Here is a 20,112-nt window from a genome sequence, read left to right as displayed (position 1 = left end):
TGGATGGCCATGGGGCGGCGGAGCGGTTCTGCCGTCCCCATGGCTCTGGCGGATGTGATTCCGCCGCCCCTATGCCCGATTCCGTGATCTTCAGAGCCTGTTCGAGGGGACCGCACGCCTGCCGCAGGTCCTGGCCACGGGTGAAGCCGGCGACGTCTACCTGTGTCGCCCGTTTCTGGTGCACGCTGCCCAGCCTCACCGCGGGACATCTCCGCGATTCCTGGCCCAGCCGCCGCTGTACCCGGCTGAGCAGTATCGGCTCGAACGCCCGGATGGCCGCTATTCGCCCGTGGAGCTCGCCATCCGACGCGGTTTGGGCAAGTGAATCTTCGAACCGGACAGGTGCCGGTTGAGTGCTACGACGTTGTGTTGGCAGGTTCCGGGGGGTGCTGTCTTCGCAGGCCGCGACGAATACGTCGAGGTCAGCACCGCGAGAGGGCCGTCGGCGCAGAGCCACGAGGCTGGTGATGGATGCTAGGCCGCAGTATCGGTCCGGTGAGTTCTGGTGGAGCTTGCAGACCATCCAGCAGTTGAATGATCTTGTCGATGTTGGTCAGCTTGCGGGCTCCGGACTCGAGCATCGACAGGAAGGCTTGGCTCAGGCCGGTGATTGCGGCTATGTCGTCTTGGCGCACCCCACCGTGCTGTCTGATCAACTGGCACATGCACCCGAATTCGCGGTTGACCAAGGCCTGCCGGACATCAGGTAACTGCCAGATGTCCATGGGGACGCTGCGCGCGATCGGCCGGTTGTCGCGGCTACAACCGGAACACAGGTCTTCCCTGTTGTACCGGCTGAGACGGCATCGACAGAGGCTACAGAGCCGGGTGCCGTCGGCTGGTGGGGGAGTGCTTCTCGCGGCGCTCGTGACGATGTGCTCCGTGCCCGACGGCGATAGGGCGGCGTCTGACGTGCGTCGAGGCGAGTGGTCACTGCCACCCACCGCATCCGTGTGTGCGTTCGGGCAGCTGTAGGATCTGCCGCCCCAGGTCTTCGCGCCGGGGAGCACCGTGGGCAGTCCCTGATCGGGCATCCGTCCCCTCCGGTAATCGGTGATGCCCTCAGACTGGCGCCAGTCAAGGCGAAGGGCCCGGACAGACTGTCCGGGTCCAATTTCTCTTACTTCCCGGCCTATTGATGGGATGTTAGGGAATGGCCCTGCTGGCCTCGTCCAGTACGGCATCCCACGGGTACCGGCGCCCTGGCATCCCAGCCCGCGGCTCGGCGAGTGGCCATACCTCGTGTCCGTAGATCAATCGCACCCCTGAATCGTGAAGGGCTTTGATGTGTCCCTCCCATGCGGGGTGGCGAGTATGCGCGGCGTTCACCCGGGGCCAGACGACTACCGGGAGGTTCAGTGTCCCGATGGCTTCGTTGACCTGTGTCAACGCCTGGTTGTCTGAGATCCCCAGGGCGAGCTTGGTGACGGTGTTGGCACTCGCCGGGGCGACGACGTAGCAGTCCACTGGCGGATGGGGCCGGGAGTCACCCGGCAGGCGTGATTCGGCCCGTACGGGGAGGCCAGTCAGCCCTTCGAGCTCCATGGTCTCCCCGCTCGCGCGGAGCCACTGATCTGCGGTTGGCGTGAGAGTGACCGCGACCGTCCAGCCCTGTTCGAGCGCCGGGACCACGAGCCCTGTACGCAGTTCCTCGATCCCGCCGGCGCTCGATCCGACGACGCCCAGCACCTTGCCCTGCATCGAACTCACTGCACCGCCCTGCATCGTTGGGCCATGGCCAGCAGCTCGGACGAGTGGCTGCCGCCCGTGACCGGGGACTGCTTCCTCAGGTCGCGAAGGGTCTCGCGTACGCGTGGATTGTTCCGCACGATCTGCGGCGAGGTGCGTTCGGCCTCCCGCAGCTCCCTGAAGGACTCGTCGACGCGACCCCTGAGGCAGAGGCCGCGGGCGTAGTCGATGCGGTGGGACACGGCGCGTTCCGCCGGCATATGGGAGACGTCGATGACGCCATGCTCGACGACGTACGGGATGTTCTCCAGGTCAAGCTCGATCGACAGGCGGTGCAGTTCGACGTTCGTCGGACCGAAGCAGGTCTGCCAGTGGTTCTCGTCGGAACCGAGCTGGTCGGCGAGCCGCTGCGCCTTATCCAGCAGGGAGTTGGCGGTGGGGCGATCCTGGTGACGTGCGGCGGCCACAGCGGCTCGCAGATGAATCATGCCAAGCAGGCTCAAGGCGGCCGGGTCGTCGTCGCGCACCTGCCTGGCGAGCCAGGCCGCCGCGGTATCGCCGAGTTCGAGGGCGTCCTCGTAGCGCCCGTTGGCCAGCAGTGCGTGCGTACCGGAGCGGGCGGCGGAGACGAGCGACAGCGGGTCCTCGGATTCGTCGGCGGCGCGCATGGCGCGCTCGGCCGCGAGCCACGACAGGTCGGACTCGCCGATCTTGGCGAGGGTGGTCGCCGCCAGGTGATGCGTGCGAGCCGAGATGGCGAGACCGCGTTTCCGCTGATCGCCAGGCGGAAGGTCTTCCAGCTCCTGGGCGGTCCTGAGGAGACCGGGCAGGGCGGCGATGACGTCGCCAAGAACGCCGGCCTGGTAGTCGCCCCAGCTGCGCTCGACGAAGACCTGCGCCTGGTCCGGCCGCGGGAACTGCCGCTCCGCCGTGGGACCGAACAGCAGCTTGGAGAGCCGCCGCGGGCTCATCAGCGCGTCACGGACGGCCGGTACGTCGTCCATGTGCTTTTCCTCGTCCTCCAGGAGGACGGGCTGACCCATCAAGTCGCCGAGCGGGACACGCAGTACACGGGCGAGCTCGGCGAGCTTGTCGATCCGGGGCGGCTTCCGCACGCCTCGCTCGATCTTCGACAGCCAGTCGGTGCTGTGCCCGACGAGACCGGCGAGGACAGGCTGCGTATAGCCCCGGCGCTCGCGGTAGAACGCGATCCGCTCTCCGATGCTGAGGTGATCTCCAAGACCACGCATGCGCGCTGCCTCCCCCACTTTGGGTCTGTCATTCACGGTAGCGGCCGAGCAGGCCGCGAGATCAGGGAGCGATTCGGGCTGCGGGTGCTGTGCTCAACATCCGCTGTCGGGGCTGGAACGGGCCGGACACTTTGTCCGGCCACGAGTCCACGAGGCGCCAGAGCGTTGCACGTCCGCCATCACAGCGCACGCTCGATGCCCTGGGGCACTACTTGCGTGGCTGCGCAACGCAGTGGAAGTCTCCGAGCCGAGCCCAACGCCAGATCATGAAGTGCGCACAGACGTACTGATCATCGAGGAGTTCCGTGAACCTGCTGCCAACCTCCACGAGCACCGACATCGAGGAGCAGCAGCCGAGCGTGGCTGTCCTGCCCGTAGGTTCGTTCGAGCAGCACGGCCGCTACCTGCCGTTGATCACGGACACGGCTATCGCCTCATCATCGCCCACGAGATCGCAGACGCCCATCCGGTGCATTTGCTTCCGCCGGTGACGGTGTCGTGCAGCCACGAGCACGGATCCTGGCCAGGCACGGTCAGCATCAGCGCCAAGACGTTGTTCGCGGTGATCGAGGACATCCGGGCGTCGCTCGCACGCTCGGGGATCAAGAAGCTCGTGATCGTGAACGGCCACGACGAGAACTACGTGCTCTCCAACGTGGTCCAGGAGGCGAACGTCGATGGGCCTTGCATGTCGCTGTTCCCTCTCAGCTCCGACTGGGAGCGAGCGAGGCAGCACGGAGAGCTGGTCTCCGACCGGCACGGCGACATGCACGCCGGGGAGGTCGAGACCTCCCTTCTCCTGCATGCGGCGCCGGAGCTGGTGCGGCCCGGCTATGAGAGCGCCGATCACGATGGCGGCCATCGACGCTTTCTTCTGACTCTCGGGATGGGCGCCTACACGGAATCCGGCGTGATCGGTTACCCCTCCTACGGCACTGCGGGCAAGGGCAAGGCGATCTTGACCAGCCTCGCGGAGGGCTTCGCTGATCACCTCGAGGCTCTGGGCGAGGAAAGCTGATCAGAGCCCTCTGGCCCGCCCAGCTACATCCGATCCGAGGTCACGATGCCGCGAGGAGAGGTAGGTCAGAAGCGATCGGCGTAGGACGCAACATCGGCCCTGTGAAATCAATGGGCGCGTTCAATCCGTCCAGGAGCACGATGATCCGGTCGATGTTGGTGAGGCGCCGCTGTCCGGACTCCAGCAGCGACAGGAATGCCTGGCTCAGCCCTGTAAGGAGGGCCATGTCCTCCTGACGGAGTTGTCCGTGATCTCGTATGAGCCGGCAGAGAGTGCCGAAGTCACGGTGAACCAGGGCGTCTCTGACATCCTGGTAAGCCCAGACGCGGGGTGGGACGAAGGGGCGCGCAGGCTGTTCTGCTGTCCCGCTGCGACCGCAGCCAGCACAGACGTCGTCACTGTTGTACCTGCTCAGGCGGCACTGGCAGCCGATACACCGGCGATTGCCCCACGCAGTTCCAACTACCTCAGTGGTTCGCGGCCCCGACACTGTGATCGTCTCCTTCACCGGCTGGTCAACCCTGGATCCGGCAGGCGCGCCGCCGGAGTGGGCTCCATCACACCGGTGTTCGGCGCCGCGGAGTATCACTGGTGCTTGGCGAAGCTGCTCATCATCGGGCGACGTGACTTTTCAACATCCGCTTACACATGCCTTCGCGTGGGGCAGACTTAAGGTCCCGATCATGGTGAGCAACGGTCAGGCGGTAGCACTCATGGCGAAGAGCCGCGCGGGGTGGCGTCCCGAGCAGCTTCACGCCATGCGCGAAGCACACGGACTGACGCTTGAGGGCGCAGGTGAGCGGCTCCGCGAAGTTTCCCGCGCTGCTGGACTCACCGTTCCAGCTGCGAACTTCCAGACGCTGTGGCAGCACGAGCAGGGCGAGGTATATCCCGGTCCGCACTACCGCCGGGCCTACTGTCTTCTGTACCGGGCCACCGAGCCCGAACTGGGATTCCGTAAGGCACTGCCCGGTGAACAGACTCACCTCCAGCTCACCCCATCGGGGGCAGAGCCACTTGGCGATCACGTGCTGGCCGTTGAGCGCGCGGTGTTGCAGATAGCCCCGGGCGACGCCGACAGCAGTGGCCAAGAAGTTCAGCAGCGGATCATCGACGCGTGGAAACGCCGCCACACTGGGGGCGATCCAAATCGGCCCACGCTGTTGATGGTGGGCGGATTTGCCGGCAGCGGCAAGTCCGAGTTCTCGCGGTTCATCTCGCGGCTCACGGGATGGCCTGTGCTCGACAAGGACCCCATCACCCGTCCGCTTGTTGAGCGGCTGCTGGTGGAGATGGGGAGCGATCCAAACGACCGCCACTCCCCGGCATACCGGGAGAAGGTGCGGCCCTTGGAGTACCAGTGCTTGCTGGAGACCGCCTACGCCAATGTCGACTGTTCGATCAGCACGGTGCTCACCGCACCGTTCGTTGCTGAGGTGAGCGATGAGCGGTGGATGCGCCGTCTGATCAACCGGTGCGAGGCGCGGGGTGTGACCGTGGCGGTCATCTGGATCCAGTGCGACCTTGAGACAATGCACGAGTACATCAGCTTCCGCTCGGCAGCCCGCGACAGCTGGAAGCTACAGAACTGGGACGAGTACTCCGCGACGGTCGATCCGGAGCTGCGACCCGTCGTACAGCACTTGGTGGTCGACAACCGGCTCGGTGCGGCAATATCCCTTGCTGATCAGGTTCGGCAGGTCTTCGGGACGGTGTTCGCATGAGTCAGGGCATCCTGCTGTACGGTCCGCCCGCGTCCGGCAAGGACACCATCACCGCGGCACTGTGCGAGCTCCACGACGCGTACAGCGCGTTCACGCGTCTCAAGATCGGCAGTGGCCGCACCCGTGGCTACCGGATGGGGACGGCCGAACAGCTGGCGGAGCTTGAGGCACGCGAGGACGTGATCTACCGCAACGACAGGTACGGCAACATCTACCTCGTTGACCGCCCGGGCCTTACCGAGGCCATGCAGGACGGGCGCATTCCCATCCTGCATCTCGGGCAGATCGCGGGTCTTGAGGTGGTGGTGGAGAAGTTCCCCGCCTCGTGGTCCCGGGTGTTGCTGTGGTGTTCGCGGGAGAGCACCGCGATCCGTTCCAAGGGACGCGGCGACAGCGACACCGAGGCCCGCCTGGCTGCCTGGGATGCCACGGCCCAAGACGTCGCGGCCAGCGCGGATTTCGCCTGGGACTTGCGGCTTGATACCGACGCCATGTCTCCCACGGAGGCAGCGCAAGACATTGATCGCCTGGTTCGCCGCGGCAGCTGAACACCGGCGGAGCCATGCACGCGCCTACGGTTCGTCGTATCCCTCGCGGTCAGGGTCGGTCTGCAGGAGCGAGAGCGCCTCGGCGACGGTGAGCTCGCGGTCGCGGGCGTCCGACCACTTGTAGAGAACTCGGCTGGCTGCTCGCATGAGGTCATCTGGCAGGCCAGCCTCTCGCAGCAGTGCCGCTGCATCGTCCAGTTCAGGGCCCCAGCGCCAGGCGCGGGAGGCTGTCTTAGGAATGTAGCCGGTCTCGGTTAGGTAGCTGCCACCCCGCTTCCCGGCAATCTTGAGGAGTTCATCGCCGACACCGCTGGCGTCGGCGACGCCGTAGGCGAGGGCCGCCAGGACACGGGAGGCCTTCTGGTAGCTCGAGTACGACAACTTCAGGGCAGAGGCGGTTCCCACCTCGGCGCCCAGCACATGGGTCTTCACGTCACTGCCGGCGAACAGGGCCGTGGCCTGGGAGCAGCCGTCAGGCTCTCCGGACAGATACAGCGTGGGCTGCTTGTCGTCCGCTGGCGGGGAGCCGACCACCGCGCCGTCAATGACCACCGCGCCCGGAAGAAGCTCTGCGACATCCTTGACGCGGCGCGGTGTGATCGCGTTCGCCTCGATGTACAACCGGCCTTCGAACCCGCAGGCGGCCACCTGCTGTGCGACGTCCACCGCGGCGGCAGGCGGGCACAGAGACAACAGCACATCGGCGCGCGACACCAGTTGCGCCAGGTTCTGTACGCCTTCGAGGCCGGCGTCCTCGGCGCGGGACCGGGACCGGCTGCTGCGGCCGTCCGCGCACCACAGCACGCGCACGTTCCGTCTTCGCAGCTGGGCTCCGAAGGCGGCGCCCATGCTGCCGGGATGTAGCAGCCCAACCGTGATCGCTTCAGACTCCACGACGATGTCCTCTCAACTCACGGTGCTGAGCAGCAGATCGATCGCTTGGCGTACATCGGGGGCGACGTGGTCCGGCGCCACTTCACCCCCGGGCCAGGTTCTGCTGCCGCTGATCCAGATGGTGCGCAGTCCGGCCGCTCTGCCACCGCGGATGTCGGTGTCCACCCCGTCGCCTATCATCCAGCCGCCGAGTGCAATATCGGCTCCGCAGGTGGCGGCTGCCTTCTCGAACATCGCTACCTCCGGCTTACGCACTCCGGCTGCCTCAGAGGCGCACACCGCATCAACATGAGCGACGATCCCCGACATGGCCACTTTCGCGGTCTGGATCTCGGTGGTGCCGTTCGTGGCGATGGCGACCTTCCACCCGGTGCGTCGGAGCGTGGACAGGCCCTCAAGCACATCAGCAGGGCAGGTGACCGAGCGCGCCATGTATACGCAGTAGTCACGCCACAACGCCTCGGCCGAAGGGGCAAGGCCGTACTGCGCACGGATCGCCTCGAAGGCCGAGGGGTAGACACGCGCGTGCACCAACTGGAGGAGATCCGCTCGATCAAGATCATTCAGTGCGTACTGTGAGGAGAATTCCGAGACCCAGTCGGTCAGGGGACCTTGGCGGTCAACAAGGGTGTTATCAAGATCGAAGATCGCCAACCGTTGCATGGAAGCAGACCTTACGGGACCCGTGAGTAGTCCGGAACGCGCAGTTGGGCGCCATGATGACGAGGTCTCGCGCAGCGTGGGCTGACCGGCCCCAGGGCATGACTAGAACGCGAGCAGCCGGTGTGGCGACTTGCCCACGAGGCGACATTCGACGGGGGCGCGTCTACGACAAGACAGACCTGATTCGCCAAGTTCGGCTCTATACCGTGCCGTTCACCGGGTCGCTGCTCAGCCCTTCGGCGATCGACTGGCGCACAGGTCATGCGCATATCACAACGGTAATGTGATCGACTCGCGCCGATGAGCCACTCTTGCATCCACCCTCCGCTCACGCTCACGGCTGTCTCCCATGACCGTCGGCAGGGGCTGACCTAACGAGATACCGAAGGGGGATACCGCTGATGACCAAGATGCCTGCTCAGCTGGATCGAGATACGGGTGAGCGTGTACAAGATCCGCGAACTGTAATGATTCAGGGTAATTCCTACCTCGACATGACAAATGAGCAACGTGGATGGTGCGAGGATGCTCTCGCCGGGATGCCGTTTCCTTGCTCGCCGGAGTTGCTGGAGCCGTTGAACCGGCTGCATGCGAACAACAGCCGGCAGTGGGACGCCGAAGATCGGGTGCGGCGAGCTGGGGACAGGGAGATTCCGGCCATCAAGCGGGAGATCGACGAACTCAACAGCCGTCGCCACAAATTCATCGAGCAGATCGATCGAATCTTTGATGCGGCGTGGGGCGCGGACCAAGACGTGCCTCCCCTTACGGAGTCGATCGGCTCGGCGTTGGACCGCCTCTCGGTGGAGACGCTGCGGATCATGCATACCGAGCAACTCATTGAGGATGACGCCGGCGCGGTGGAACGTGTCGCGATTCTGCGTCGTCAGCGTGACGATCTCGTGTGGTCTATCGCGGTCGCTTGTGAGGACCTTGCCTCCGGCCGACGGCGCACGCCCCGACCTGAGCGCATGAAGCTCTACGGGAAGCCCGGACGATGAGCGCGGTCGTGTTGCTCTTCCAAGGCACTGGGGTCCGCGATGACAACTGATTGCTCCGGGTATGGCGATGGTTTCGCAGACTGGCGCAATGGCCTGTTTCTGCGCCCCGATGGCGACAACGCCGACGTGCTTGTCGAGCTCATCCGCTGTGCCCTCGATGAGGCGCTGAACCATCAGGGTGCGGGGCCCGTGTATCCGCGCTGGGACCAGGAAGACGGGCGTTCACCGGTGGGTGGCGGACACCTGCTGGAGGACCCTGTCGCCTCGGAGACGGTTCTCAGCCAACTGCGTTGGTGGCTGGCTGGGTCGGTCAAGGTGCATCACCACATGTTCGCCAAGAACGTCGTTCCGCCGCCGTCGTTCGTCAACCTGGCGGCGCTGTGCGCGGTGTCGTTGTTCATGCCGAACGGCGTCACCGGAGAGGACGCCGCCGAGACCCTTACCGCCGAGCTGTCCTGTGCCCAGGCGATGGCGCGGCTGGCGGGGTACGACCCCAATCAGGCAGGTGGCCTGTTCACGTTCGGGGGTACTGCGACCAACCTGTACGCGATCAACGTCGCCATCTCCAAGGCGCAGCCCGACCACGCCGAGCGGGGGATCGAGCCTGGGATGGCCGTCGTCGGTTCCTGGCCGGCGCACTACTCGCAGAAGTCCGCCTGCGCGTGGCTTGGGATCGGTACCCAGAACTACATATCCGCTGCGTCGCTGCCCGACCAGACCACAGACCTGGAGTCGATGGAAGCGGCCTGCCGCGACGTGCTGGCACGCGGGCACCGACTCGCATGCATCATGGGCGCCGGCGGGACGACCTCCAATATGGCCGTTGATGACTTCGGCGAGATCGCTGCGATGCGGGATCGGCTGGCCGCCGAATATGGATTGGATTACACGCCCCATGTGCATGCAGACACCGTCGTCGGGTGGGCCTATCTCTGCTTCATCGACTACGACCTGCATCGCAATCCCCTCGGATTCAGCCCGCCCGTGGTGGCGAAACTCTCACGGCTTGTGGAGCGTCTGAGAACAGTCCGGCACGCCGACTCGTTCGGAACCGATTTCCACAAGACCGGTTTCGCGCCGTACACGTCCAGCATGATCATCATGCGAGACGGGCGAGACTTCTCGCGGCTACGTCGCGACGGCGGAGTCATGACTCCGCTGTTCCATGACAAGGACGCGTACAACCCTGGGACCTTCACACTGGAAACGTCCAGGTCAGCGGCGAACATGGTCGCGACCTGGGTTGGCTTGCAGGCCCTGGGCAAGCAGGGAATGCGGAAACTTCTCGGTCACGCGCTTGAGACAGCCGAAGCCCTTCGACGACACGTTGATGTCCTGGCAGCTCGCGACATGACAGCCATCAACAAACATTCGTACGGCCCGGATGTGTTCTTGCGCTGTTACCCGCCGGATGACCCGGCCGTTACCGAGGAGGACTTCAGCGACACCAGCTCGGTGCGCCGAATAAACCAGTACACGTCTGACCTGTTCGCGTGGCTATCGCGTCAACGCGTACCGGAGGTCGAGCAGATCGCGCTGAGCAAGACCTCCGCGGCGTTCTACACCCCGACTGGCGAGCCGGTCGTGGCTCTGCGGGTGTACTCCCTCAACCCGTACTTCTCCGGTTCTCACGCCAGGGAGCTGATTGTGCGCCTCCTCAAGGGCAAGCGACAGTTCGACGCCATTCATCCGGATACAGACGCGCACGAGGAGGCCCGGTGAACCGACCATCGATCAACGGAAGAGAAGAGCTGCCGACGCACTTCGCCGCCGCCGACCTCCCCACCCGTGACTGCGTCGAGTTGACGGCTGGCCTGGCCTCCTACGCCCGAATGCATGGAATACCCCAAGTCGAGGTGAGCGGCCCACCAGCGATCGGAGAACTCATCGAGGAATTTGGATTCGACGAGGTGCGCTTTGTCGATGCCCACCAGAAGCCTGCAGTGGACATCCCGGCAGTTCCCCGGACGTGGCGCTGCGGCCAACGTGGCCTGCGCTGCCTGAGCGAACAGCTCACCGATGCGGCAAGAGTTCCATCAGAGGCGGACACGCCGCTGCCAACGACGCTCCCCGACGGATCCGTGATGCGGTTCGCCCGGCACAATCGTCTCGGCGATGCGCTGGGCATCGTCACTGGCCTGGAGCACTACTGCCGCGACAACGCCATAGCATCAGTTGCCGTCACCGGTTCGCCTATCCTCGCCGAAGTTGTCGAGGTGTTCTCATGTGGACGAGTGAGCTACGCCCCTTCGCCCAGCGAAGCGATCAATGGTGACGCGATCTTCGCCCGATCTTCGTGGAGCCTCCCATGGCTAGACCGGTTCAACCACGCCGTCACCGACACCTTCGGGGGACGAGTCCGCCACCGAGTGCCGCCACTTCCTCTCCGTGAAGCACCAACGCCAAGTGGCCAAGAAAACGTGGTGTATTGCCAGCTCGATGCACGTTCCAGCACCCCGCTGCCGCGACACTTCGCCCGACGGCTCCTGAACCAGGTTGCAGCACACGGCGAAGTCCAGGTCCTCGGCGGCCCTGATACCCAGGACTACCTCGGCCAAGATCTGACCTACGTACGGGCAGAGCTTCCCGAGATGGTCACCCGGCTGCTGTCATGCCGTCTTTTCGTGGGGTGCGACAGCGGTCTGGGCCACCTCGCGGGTTGCCTCGGCGTGCCCGGCCTGATTGTCAGCACCGACGACTTCGAGACGACCTGGTCATTCTTTCGAGGCTACGCCAGCCTGAGTGTTATCCCGCTCGCGGCAACAGAATTGCTCCTGCCATGAAGCCCCCCACAGAGCAGGAAGTTCTACAGGCTGCCAGTCGGTGCCTGCGCCAAGAGGCCGTGACCGCCTGCCGAATCTCGATGGGCCGCAGCCACTTCGTGTTCACGGTGGGGTTGAAGTCCGGTGAGTCCGTGATTGCGCGGATCACTCGACACGACCGCGCCGAGTGCTTCGCGGGATTCGCGTATTGGCGGCGCCAGCTCGCTCGGGTGGGAGTGCCCGTTCCCCGCGTGCTGTCCATGGACCTAACCGGGACCGTACTGCCCTGGCCGATCATGCTCGTTGAGCAAGCCCCAGGGGATGATCTCTGCAACGTCTACGCCGACCTTACGGCCGCGGAGAAGCGCACAGTTGCCGACGACCTGCTCGACATCCGACACCGCATGAGCGACCTTCCGTCCGGTCCCGGATTCGGCGGCATCGCTAGTTACAGCGACATTCGCTGCCACCCCCGCTGGTCGGACGTGCTCTGGGAGTACTTCACAGGCGCAATCGATCAGCTAACGCCCTCGCAGCGACAGAGGCCGGCCATCGGAGAAATCCGCAAAACCATCGGCGAGCTACGCCCCGAGTTCGATCGCATCGACCCTTTGCCCTACCTGATCGATGCCACTCACCAGAATGTGTTGGTGGATGGCGGGAGGGTCACGGCGATCGTCGACCTGGACGAGCTCGGGTTCGGTGACGCCCTTTACCCCCTCGGCGTCGCTCGCGCCGGCCTTCTGGCCCGTGGACCGGAGGCGGACTGCATCGAACAAGTTGCCGCGCCGTTGTGCGTCGGCCCCGTACGGCAGCGCATATTCGACCTGTACTCAGCGATCGCCAGCCTCAAAATGCTCTCCCCCAGCCCCCTCAGCGTCACCGGCCCGCCCTCGGCTGACAGCAAGATCGCCACCCGGCTCTGGACCTTGCTCGATTTCTTCGCCGCCGCGGCGGCCCACAAGGAGTAGCGCCATGCCCGGAACCGTCTTCGTGAGTCTCGACGACTTCACCCGCGAGGGCTTCACCAATGGCCTGTTCCTTCAAGTTCGCGAGCTACTGCAACGCGTCATCAGCCGAGGCCGCCCGGCCAGCCTCGCCTGCATCGCCCAACACACAAAACCTGGAATCGAGCGCAGAACCCGGACTGTCCAGGGTTGCACTGTCCACGAAACCTTCATCGGCGCCCCGGGGCCAGCGAGCGCGTACCGGCAGGCTCTTCGAGATCTTCTGAAGGATCTGGACCCCGACGTGATCCTGCTCAACTCCTGCGCAGTCCGGCTCAACGAAGCGCATCGTGCCGTGCTGGACGAATGCCTCGCGAGTGGCCGGCATGTAGCAGTGCTCGTGACCGACCAGCTCTACCCCACAAGCCATGACCACCCCGCCGACGAGCTCCGGCATTACTACGATCTGATGCGGCAGGCCAGTGTGCACGCGGTCAGCCAGACGATCGCCGACGCCTTCCACAGCCAGACCGGCGTGCCGGCGCAGGTGCTCCCTAACCTCCTGCCCGAGCGACGAGTCAGCCTGGCCCCCGCGGGCACGGAGGGCCGGTCCCTGACATTGATCAACCACCACCCCATCAAGGGCCGGCGTGTCTGGGACGCGCTCATTCATCAGCGCCCCAACGACGCCTACCTTGTCGTGGAGACCTGGCCCGATGTCCCGCCGTACGCGCCGCCCTCGCCGAACGTCCAAGTGGCAGCCTTCAGCCCGGACCCCGCCACGATCTACAACCTCACCAGGATCCTGCTCCTACCGTCCCTCGGCCCGGAAGGTCTCCCACGAGTCGCGCTTGAAGCAATGGAGTCAGGAGTACCTGTCGTGGCCCACCGAATAGGCAGCCTGCCCGAGCTGGGAAATGCCGCGATGTTCGTCTCCCCGCCACCGATCGCCGGCTACGAGCTCGAAGGCAATGTGCTGTATCCCCTGGTTTCTGCGGACGACATCAAGCGGGCCGCACGGGATTTCGGGCAGATCATCGACGCGATCGATCATGATCCCGTGCTCCGTACCCGACTCGTGGCCGACGGCAAAGCACTCGTGCGTGACTATCGCGATCACAGCGAAGCTGTGATCGGTCGACTACTCGACGTATGGTTCGGGATGGCGTGAACCAGAACACTCCGGGTGTGCGGCGACCTGGTCGCTGCTCGCAAACGGCCGCTGACCAGTACAAACACGGATGGCAGCCTGGAGCACTACACTGGCCGCCACACTGAACACACGCGACTCTAGGAGACACAGGACCGTGACGGCCATCGTCGACGAGTTCCAGTGGCGCGGGCTGATCGCCCATGCCACTGACCAGGATGCATTGCGCAAGGCTCTCGCGGATGGTCCCGTCACGTTCTATTGCGGCTTCGACCCGACCGCGGCCAGCCTGCACGTGGGCCACCTCGTCCAGGTGCTCACCCTCCGCCGGCTCCAGCAGGCCGGGCACCGGCCGCTGGCACTCGTGGGCGGCGCGACCGGCCACATCGGTGACCCTCGGCCGACCGCCGAGCGCACCCTGAACGACCCAGAGACCATCGCCCAGTGGGTGACCCGGCTGCGCGCGCAGATCGAGCCGTTCCTCTCCTTTGAGGGCGACAATGCGGCGACCATGGTCAACAACCTGGACTGGACCTCGGGCCTGACCGTGATCGGGTTCCTGCGGGACATCGGCAAGCACTTCCGGGTGAACAAGATGCTCACCAAGGACTCGGTCGCCCAGCGCCTGGCGTCCGACCAAGGCATTAGCTTCACGGAGTTCAGCTACCAGTTGCTCCAGGGTATGGACTTCCTGGAGCTGTACCGGCGGTACGGCTGCACCCTCCAGACGGGCGGCAGCGACCAGTGGGGCAACCTCACGGCTGGCCTGGATCTGATCCACCGCATGGAGCCGCACGCCGAGGTGCACGCGCTCGCGACGCCACTGTTGACGAAGGCGGACGGCACCAAGTTCGGCAAGACGGAGACCGGCACGCTGTGGCTTGACCCGGAGATGACCACGCCGTACGCGTTCTACCAGTTCTGGCTGAACACTGACGACCAGGACATCTCCCGGTACATGCGCATCCTCTCCTTCAAGACCCGCGAGGAGCTTGAGGAGTTGGAGAAGGTGACCCAGGAGCGGCCGCAAGCCCGTACCGCGCAGCGTGCGCTCGCCGAGGAGCTGACCACGCTGGTGCACGGCGCCGACCAGTGCGCCGCCGTGATCGCCGCGTCGAAGGCGCTGTTCGGGCAGGGCAAACTCGCCGACCTCGACGAGGCGACACTGGCCGCCGCGCTCTCCGAGCTCCCGAACGCCAAGGTGAGCGAGCTCGGCCTGGTGACCGATCTGTTCGCGGAGGTTGGCCTTGCGGCCAGCAAGTCGGCCGCCCGCCGCACCGTGAAGGAGGGCGGCGCCTACGTGAACAACGTGAAGGTGACCTCCGAGGACACGGTGGCCACGGCTGACGAGCTGCTCCACGGACGCTGGCTGGTGCTTCGCCGGGGCAAGAAGAACCTGGCGGCGATCGAGGTCACCGGGGCCTGACGCAGACCGGGAGATGGAAGCCCAGTTTCGTGAGCGGGAGGAGCACCTCCGTCTCACGAAGCTGGGCTACGGCTACCGTGAGGTAAGCAGGCCCGTTGGCAACAACCCGCGGACCGGTCGTGAATGGCGCAGCGGCCGGTCCGATTGCCTGCGACGCACTGCTGAGTTCAGTGCGTAGCGAGGGCCAGCAGCTTGGGCAGGTCGCGCATATCGTCGAACAGGGTCGTGCCTGGTCCTTCCAGTCGCGTGGCCGGTGTGAGGCCGCCGCAATAGCCGAAGGCCCGCATGCCGGCGGCACGTGCTGCCTGAACGCCGTACGCGCTGTCCTCGATCACCGCGCACCGCTCTGGCTCCACGCCCATGGAGCGAGCAGCGTGCAGGAAGAGGTCGGGGGCAGGCTTGCCTCGGGGGACGTCGTCTGCGCTGAAGATGCGCTCCTCGAAGTGGTCGCTCAGCGCGGCGATCTCCAGGTTTCTCCGGATGCCGGCGTGGTGAGTGTTCGATGCGACGCAGACGGGTGTGATGAGGCTGTTCAGGGCTTCTGCGACGCCATCGACGGCGGTCAGTTCCGCTTCGAAGGCCGCCTCATACAGATGCTCGTATTGCTGCAGCCAGTCCTTCTCCAGACGCCGTCCAAGCTGTGCCTCTACGGCGGCCGTGTAGACCTCGGTAGACGAGCCCACGAACTTCTCGATGATCTCTTCCTCGGTGAACGTGCATCCCAGTTCAGCCATGATCATCGCGTCCACTTTGACGCATATCCGCTCGCTGTCCACCAGTACGCCGTCACAATCGAAGATCACCAGCTCGACAGGGCTCTGCGTCATGATCGGCAGTGTAGACCCGCGGCGTATGGGGCTGACAGGACTGTCGCTCTCCAGGCGAGGGGTGCCTGTTCAGGGTGTGACGGCAGCGATCGCAGCCACCAGCTGCTGTACGTTTTCCAGGCTGTCGAGGACAACCTCGGCCCCCGCTTCCTTGAGGTCATGTGCGGAGGTCTTGCCCGAGGGCACACCGAGAACCGAGGCGCCGCCCTCAAGTCCCGTGCGGACGTCCTCAAGGGAGTCTCCGATGATCACCGTGTTCGAACGCGTGAAGGCCGTCCCGTGCTTGGCCTGTGCGCGTCCCTGTGCGATGCCCACGAGCGCGGGCCGATGGTCATCGTCGGAGGCGAATCCGCCGATCTCGGTGTCGAGGTACCTGTCGAGGTCGAAGGCCGCGAGCTTCAGCATCGCATTCGGCTTGAGATTTCCGGTAACGGCCGTTGGCACCAAGCGCGGGTCGTCGTGGATGGCTTGGAGTGCGGCCCTCGCACCAGGCATGAGAACTCCTTGCTGCCGTAGGTCTTCGCTGTGGGCCGCGAGCCGTTTGGGCAGCAACTCCACGATGCGCGGCAACAGGTCAGGGACGGCTGCCTCGGGCACACCGTTGTCCAGGAGCAGCGACCGGATCGCGAGGGGCATGGTGACGCCTGTACCGCGGGCCGGCAGGTGTTCGGCTGGGCGGCCGACGACTTCGGCGAAGGCTTCGCGGTACACCTGACGGTCGATGTCACCGACGTAGAGCAGCGTACGGTCAATGTCCCAGAGGACGAGGGTCTGTTGGTTGTCGGTCACGTGCGATTCCTCGCTCCCGTCACGGCGGCGGCACGGTCCAGTAGCTCTTGAGCGTACGTGGCGTCGCCCATCGCTGCGAGGTCGCTGAGAACCGCTTCAACATGCTCGTTGAGATACGCGAACTGAAGCTGTACGGCCAGGTCGAGAGACCTGTACAAAGCTGTAATGAAGCCTCCAAGGACAGCGATCCATGCAAATCATCGAAGCGCCAGCGGGTGAACGACATCCCACCTGTAGGTGCGGCCTTCGCGTCGGAGTTCAACCAGTTGTACCTGTTGAACGGGTACCTCTACCGCGTCGAGGTCCCTCAATGGCCGGACGGCCTCACGGACACGCTGCGCGGGAATGGGGCGGTTACAGTAGGCGATGCCGAGGTGCGGACGCAGGATCGAGGTCGGCTTTCGGGGCGGTAGACCCGACTCAGCACCGGCCGTCGCAAGGGCTGCGTGCAGGTGAAGGATAGGGGTCCAGGGAACGACGCTGTAACGAACGGCCCCACGGGAGGCTGTGAGCGGTACGGCGTGGAGAGTAAACGCCTCTAGTGCATTATTCGAAGCGGCAGCGATCAGGGCTTCCAGCTGCGCTTCGGAGATCTCATCGGTACGGCCAATGCGGCCGAGCGTCACATGCAGACCGTCTTCGTCGACCTCATCGAATCTCAGGTGACTCAGCGCGCTATGGCAAAGACGAGCCTGATCGATGAGTGCGGGCGCATCGGGGAACGTGAGCATCCAGTAGTAGGCGCGGGTGTTGCTAGACCATCCGGGGCGGTCCCAGTGGTTGGTCATCTCCTCGACCTGGTCGAAAGCCGCCCAGTCGTGCGCCACAATGACGGACGCATCATTCGGGTCACTCGGAGGCGCGGGAGGGAAGACACCAGGGTCGGCCACAAGCTGCATCCAGCGCCCCTCTCGTCTACGCAGTCGGCCGAGCCATCCTGTCAGACCTCGCGAGCTCCTTCGCCTGTGGAGCAGACTGCCAGGACCGGAGCGCGTCTTCGTATTCCCGCACGGCCGGCACCCTCTGCCAGGTTTCGGCTCCGGCGAGCAGGTCTCCGGCCCGCTGGACCACCGAGCGGATCGGGGGGCCGCCGCCGGCTTCGAGGACCTGACGACCGAGGGCCATCGCCTGCTCGACGTCCGGCCGGGGGCCGGTCAGCAGCGCGGTTGCGACGTCCAGACGGACCAGTGCTTGGCTCCATGCAGAGTCGGAGTGCTCCACCAGGTCGTCGATCTGTTCCGCGTAGGCAAGCACGCGAGGCGCGTCAGCGAGTGCGACATGGACGGTCGCGGCGTTCGCCAGCGTGCGGGCGGTGCCGTACGGCTCGAAGGAGATACAGGAAGTAAGCCCCGCAGGGACCGAATGGTGACCACTGAGTTCCTCGGCGGAGGCGATTGCACGTATCGCTCCGGACCGGTCGCCGAGCTTGCCGAGAGCTCGGGCGCGCCCATTGGACTGGAGTCGAATGGCCTGCGGGTTCCCCGGTGCGATTGCCAGACCTGCCTCCGCCCATTGCACGGCATGGTCATAGTGGCCGGCGTAGTAGGCGTTGAGTGATCGCGTGCCCTGAATCCACATGAGCAACTCAAGGTCAGCGATCTCCTTCGCCAGCGCCTCCGCTTCCTTGCAGTACGCCTCCGCCACCGACTCGCGACCCGCGTTGACGGCCATGTAGCCGAGGAGCCCGGAGGCTTGAGCTGCCACGCGGAAGAGGGCCGCGCGCTGTCGTGGCGGCTGACGCCCGTCCAGCCGATCCTGAACGAAGTTGCGTAAATCGACAGCTTCAGGGGCGAGCCGGTGGGGGCCCTCGGCTTCGTACCGGTCGACCAGATCAGCCGCGCTCTGTTCCAGCACTGCGACCGTCGCCGGGTCGATGTTTGAGGACGTGGTCGAATTCAGCCTCTTCGCTACGTCGAGCGGACTCTCCCAAGCGCGAGCCTCCCGTGGCCTGCTCGGGTCGAGGCTGTGGTCGGCCTGGTTGTGCAGTCCCCTGTCTGCCAGTTGGGCTGACTGCTGTGGGAGCGGTAGCGGGACGAGTTCCGCCGGCGCACCCAGTCCGGAGAGGAACTGGACGATCTTGTCGATGTGGGTCAGCGTGCGGGCTCCGGACTCCAGCATGGAGAGGTACGCCTGGCTGAGCCCGGTGAGGTTCGAGAGGTCTTCCTGCCGGAGGGATCCGCGTTGCCTGACAAGGCGACTTACCTGGCCAAAGTCCCAGGCGGCCAACGCTTCACGGACTTCTTCGTCCCACCAAACCCTGTCGGGGACGGCAACAGACTGGTGCTGTGGAGGGCGTAGAGCCCGAGTGCACGGCGCGCACAGAGGCTCCGGGTTGTACTGGCTCAATGGGCAACCGCACTCGTCGCAGTGCCGTTTGGCTTGCCAAGACACCTTGATGGCCTCCCTCCGCAGGGTGCGCGGCCTCAACGGCCCTTTCTGAAACCCGAATCACATCAGTGATATCACCAGGGAAATGTGTGCACGGGGCGTTTTCCCATCACTCTGGGACTCCCGCAGTGCACGGCGTCGTCGAACCGCCCGAGAGCGGATCATTCGGGCGTACTCCTGAGCCTTGGTGCTGTGGATCACCAGTTGTCCCTGAACTCGTCCACCGGAGCCCAAGGTGTCCTCGGCCCTATACGTACGGATGGCACAGTCCCTGCCGTGGGATCGCCCGCGGGAGGCAGCGCGGCGGCCCCTCCCGCGTTGTGGCACGCGGATCTCGTCAGAGGTGGTCCGTGATCGTTAGCTTCTCCGCCGTGGTGCTCCTGGGCCTGATCGTCTTCCTCCTGGTGAAGAAGGCCGAGCTGAACGTGAGCCAGGCCATTGTGTGCGTCCTGTTCGGCTTTTTCCTGGCCGGGAGCTCCGTGGCGCCGCACATCAGGGACGGCGTGCAAGGCGTGGTCCATCTGATCGAAAAGCTCGACTTCTAGACCGGCCGTCGGGGCGCGGGCGAGGCCCCTCCCTTTACCTGTGTCCTGACGGTCCCTTCGCCAACCAGACGTGAGCCAAGGACTACTAATGATGCCGACCCACGATGAGCGCGCCCTGGCCGAGCAGGAAGCGGCCCGATGCTCGTTGCCTCGAAAGCTTTTGGCGGACCAACGGGGCCACTTCGCATCGACGACGCTTCCGGTTCTCGCGGGGATCTCGCTGGCGTCCTGGCAGGCGAGACGGCCGTGAGCACCCGTAAGCCAGCCCTCGACAGGCACCCTGCGCGCGATGATGCCCCATTACGGGTGGTGGTCGAGGACGCGGCTATGGGCCGCTGGGAAGGTGCCCGTGAGCTGCTGACTTCGACGGGCGCGGACTGGGACCGGCGCATCTTCCGCCTCCAGGTCCTCGCTCGTGTCGGGGTACGGCTGACGTTCGCTGACACATGGGCGCAGGCTGAGCCGCGGTCTCCGCATGCTCTGGCTCTCTT

The 20,112-nt window shown here is 65.2% G+C and carries 19 protein-coding genes and 2 pseudogenes; 11 read left to right on the top strand and 10 right to left on the bottom strand.

Annotation, left to right across the window (positions count from 1 at the left end; translation table 11 throughout):
* Positions 1-130: 130 nt before the first annotated feature.
* Positions 131-325 (top strand): annotated as a pseudogene (locus AB0C96_RS09525) (phytanoyl-CoA dioxygenase); the annotation flags it as partial.
* Positions 326-422: 97 nt separating this feature from the next.
* On the opposite strand, the gene AB0C96_RS09520 reads toward AB0C96_RS09525, so the two are convergent.
* From AB0C96_RS09520 to AB0C96_RS09510, 3 genes are all read right to left on the bottom strand, one after another.
* The gene (locus AB0C96_RS09520) at positions 423-725 is read right to left on the bottom strand and encodes a helix-turn-helix transcriptional regulator (RefSeq protein ID WP_362915391.1); all 303 of its coding nucleotides are present in this window, start codon (positions 723-725) and stop codon (positions 423-425) included.
* Between the two features lie 421 nt (positions 726-1,146).
* Positions 1,147-1,701, bottom strand: coding sequence for a flavoprotein (locus AB0C96_RS09515; protein WP_362915389.1), 555 nt, complete (start codon positions 1,699-1,701; stop codon positions 1,147-1,149).
* 5 nt (positions 1,702-1,706) lie between these two features.
* Positions 1,707-2,939 (bottom strand): helix-turn-helix domain-containing protein, encoded by a 1,233-nt coding sequence (locus AB0C96_RS09510; protein WP_362915387.1) that lies wholly within the window; start codon positions 2,937-2,939, stop codon positions 1,707-1,709.
* A 305-nt stretch (positions 2,940-3,244) separates the two neighbouring features.
* Between AB0C96_RS09510 and AB0C96_RS09505 the strand changes: the two are divergent.
* A pseudogene (locus AB0C96_RS09505) lies at positions 3,245-3,957 on the top strand (creatininase family protein).
* Between the two features lie 40 nt (positions 3,958-3,997).
* On the opposite strand, the gene AB0C96_RS09500 reads toward AB0C96_RS09505, so the two are convergent.
* On the bottom strand, positions 3,998-4,216 hold the full coding sequence (locus AB0C96_RS09500) for a helix-turn-helix transcriptional regulator (protein ID WP_362915594.1): 219 nt from the start codon (positions 4,214-4,216) through the stop codon (positions 3,998-4,000).
* Positions 4,217-4,640: 424 nt separating this feature from the next.
* Between AB0C96_RS09500 and AB0C96_RS09495 the strand changes: the two genes are divergently transcribed.
* Both AB0C96_RS09495 and AB0C96_RS09490 read left to right on the top strand, forming a co-directional pair.
* Positions 4,641-5,681, top strand: a complete 1,041-nt coding sequence (locus AB0C96_RS09495; RefSeq protein ID WP_362915385.1) for an AAA family ATPase — start codon at positions 4,641-4,643, stop codon at positions 5,679-5,681.
* Positions 5,678-6,229, top strand: a complete 552-nt coding sequence (locus AB0C96_RS09490; protein ID WP_362915383.1) for a guanylate kinase — start codon at positions 5,678-5,680, stop codon at positions 6,227-6,229. Before AB0C96_RS09495 ends, AB0C96_RS09490 begins: the two co-directional genes overlap by 4 nt.
* Before the next feature lie 24 nt (positions 6,230-6,253).
* On the opposite strand, the gene AB0C96_RS09485 is transcribed toward AB0C96_RS09490, so the two are convergent.
* Both AB0C96_RS09485 and AB0C96_RS09480 read right to left on the bottom strand, forming a co-directional pair.
* Positions 6,254-7,123, bottom strand: a complete 870-nt coding sequence (locus tag AB0C96_RS09485; protein WP_362915381.1) for a DUF1932 domain-containing protein — start codon at positions 7,121-7,123, stop codon at positions 6,254-6,256.
* A gap of 12 nt (positions 7,124-7,135) precedes the next feature.
* Positions 7,136-7,786, bottom strand: a complete 651-nt coding sequence (locus AB0C96_RS09480; protein WP_362915379.1) for an HAD family hydrolase — start codon at positions 7,784-7,786, stop codon at positions 7,136-7,138.
* 401 nt (positions 7,787-8,187) lie between these two features.
* On the opposite strand from AB0C96_RS09480, the gene AB0C96_RS09475 reads away from it, so the two are divergent.
* From AB0C96_RS09475 to tyrS, 6 genes are all read left to right on the top strand, one after another.
* Positions 8,188-8,787 carry a DUF4254 domain-containing protein gene (locus AB0C96_RS09475; protein ID WP_362915377.1) on the top strand — a complete coding sequence of 200 codons (600 nt, stop codon included), beginning with the start codon at positions 8,188-8,190 and terminating at the stop codon, positions 8,785-8,787.
* A 39-nt stretch (positions 8,788-8,826) separates the two neighbouring features.
* Entirely contained in the window at positions 8,827-10,509 is a 1,683-nt protein-coding gene (locus tag AB0C96_RS09470) for a pyridoxal-dependent decarboxylase (RefSeq protein WP_362915375.1), read from the top strand.
* Positions 10,506-11,570: a hypothetical protein gene (locus AB0C96_RS09465; protein ID WP_362915373.1), complete on the top strand. Its 1,065-nt coding sequence runs from the start codon at positions 10,506-10,508 to the stop codon at positions 11,568-11,570. Before AB0C96_RS09470 ends, AB0C96_RS09465 begins: the two co-directional genes overlap by 4 nt.
* Complete coding sequence (locus AB0C96_RS09460) at positions 11,567-12,520, top strand: aminoglycoside phosphotransferase family protein (protein ID WP_362915371.1); 954 nt, start codon at positions 11,567-11,569, stop codon at positions 12,518-12,520. Before AB0C96_RS09465 ends, AB0C96_RS09460 begins: the two co-directional genes overlap by 4 nt.
* Positions 12,521-12,524: 4 nt before the next feature.
* Positions 12,525-13,667: a glycosyltransferase gene (locus AB0C96_RS09455; RefSeq protein WP_362915369.1), complete on the top strand. Its 1,143-nt coding sequence runs from the start codon at positions 12,525-12,527 to the stop codon at positions 13,665-13,667.
* A 136-nt stretch (positions 13,668-13,803) separates the two neighbouring features.
* Complete coding sequence (gene tyrS / locus AB0C96_RS09450) at positions 13,804-15,072, top strand: tyrosine--tRNA ligase (protein ID WP_362915367.1); 1,269 nt, start codon at positions 13,804-13,806, stop codon at positions 15,070-15,072.
* A 167-nt stretch (positions 15,073-15,239) separates the two neighbouring features.
* Here tyrS and AB0C96_RS09445 read toward each other — a convergent pair whose 3' ends face one another.
* From AB0C96_RS09445 to AB0C96_RS09430, 4 genes are all read right to left on the bottom strand, one after another.
* On the bottom strand, positions 15,240-15,899 hold the full coding sequence (locus AB0C96_RS09445) for an HAD family hydrolase (protein ID WP_362915365.1): 660 nt from the start codon (positions 15,897-15,899) through the stop codon (positions 15,240-15,242).
* Between the two features lie 69 nt (positions 15,900-15,968).
* A complete protein-coding gene (locus AB0C96_RS09440; RefSeq protein ID WP_362915363.1) occupies positions 15,969-16,688 on the bottom strand; it encodes an HAD hydrolase-like protein in 720 nt (239 codons plus the stop codon).
* A 197-nt stretch (positions 16,689-16,885) separates the two neighbouring features.
* Positions 16,886-17,587, bottom strand: coding sequence for a 2'-5' RNA ligase family protein (locus AB0C96_RS09435; RefSeq protein WP_362915361.1), 702 nt, complete (start codon positions 17,585-17,587; stop codon positions 16,886-16,888).
* A 16-nt stretch (positions 17,588-17,603) separates the two neighbouring features.
* A complete protein-coding gene (locus AB0C96_RS09430) occupies positions 17,604-18,914 on the bottom strand; it encodes a helix-turn-helix transcriptional regulator (protein ID WP_362915360.1) in 1,311 nt (436 codons plus the stop codon).
* 512 nt (positions 18,915-19,426) lie between these two features.
* On the opposite strand from AB0C96_RS09430, the gene AB0C96_RS09425 reads away from it, so the two are divergent.
* Complete coding sequence (locus AB0C96_RS09425; RefSeq protein ID WP_362915358.1) at positions 19,427-19,621, top strand: hypothetical protein; 195 nt, start codon at positions 19,427-19,429, stop codon at positions 19,619-19,621.
* The last annotated feature ends 491 nt before the right edge of the window (positions 19,622-20,112 follow it).

Source organism: Streptomyces sp. NPDC048506 (genome assembly GCF_040651315.1).
GTDB lineage: Bacteria > Actinomycetota > Actinomycetes > Streptomycetales > Streptomycetaceae > Streptomyces.
Note: the sequence above shows the minus strand (reverse complement) of the source record. Positions and strands in the feature narration are given on the sequence as shown.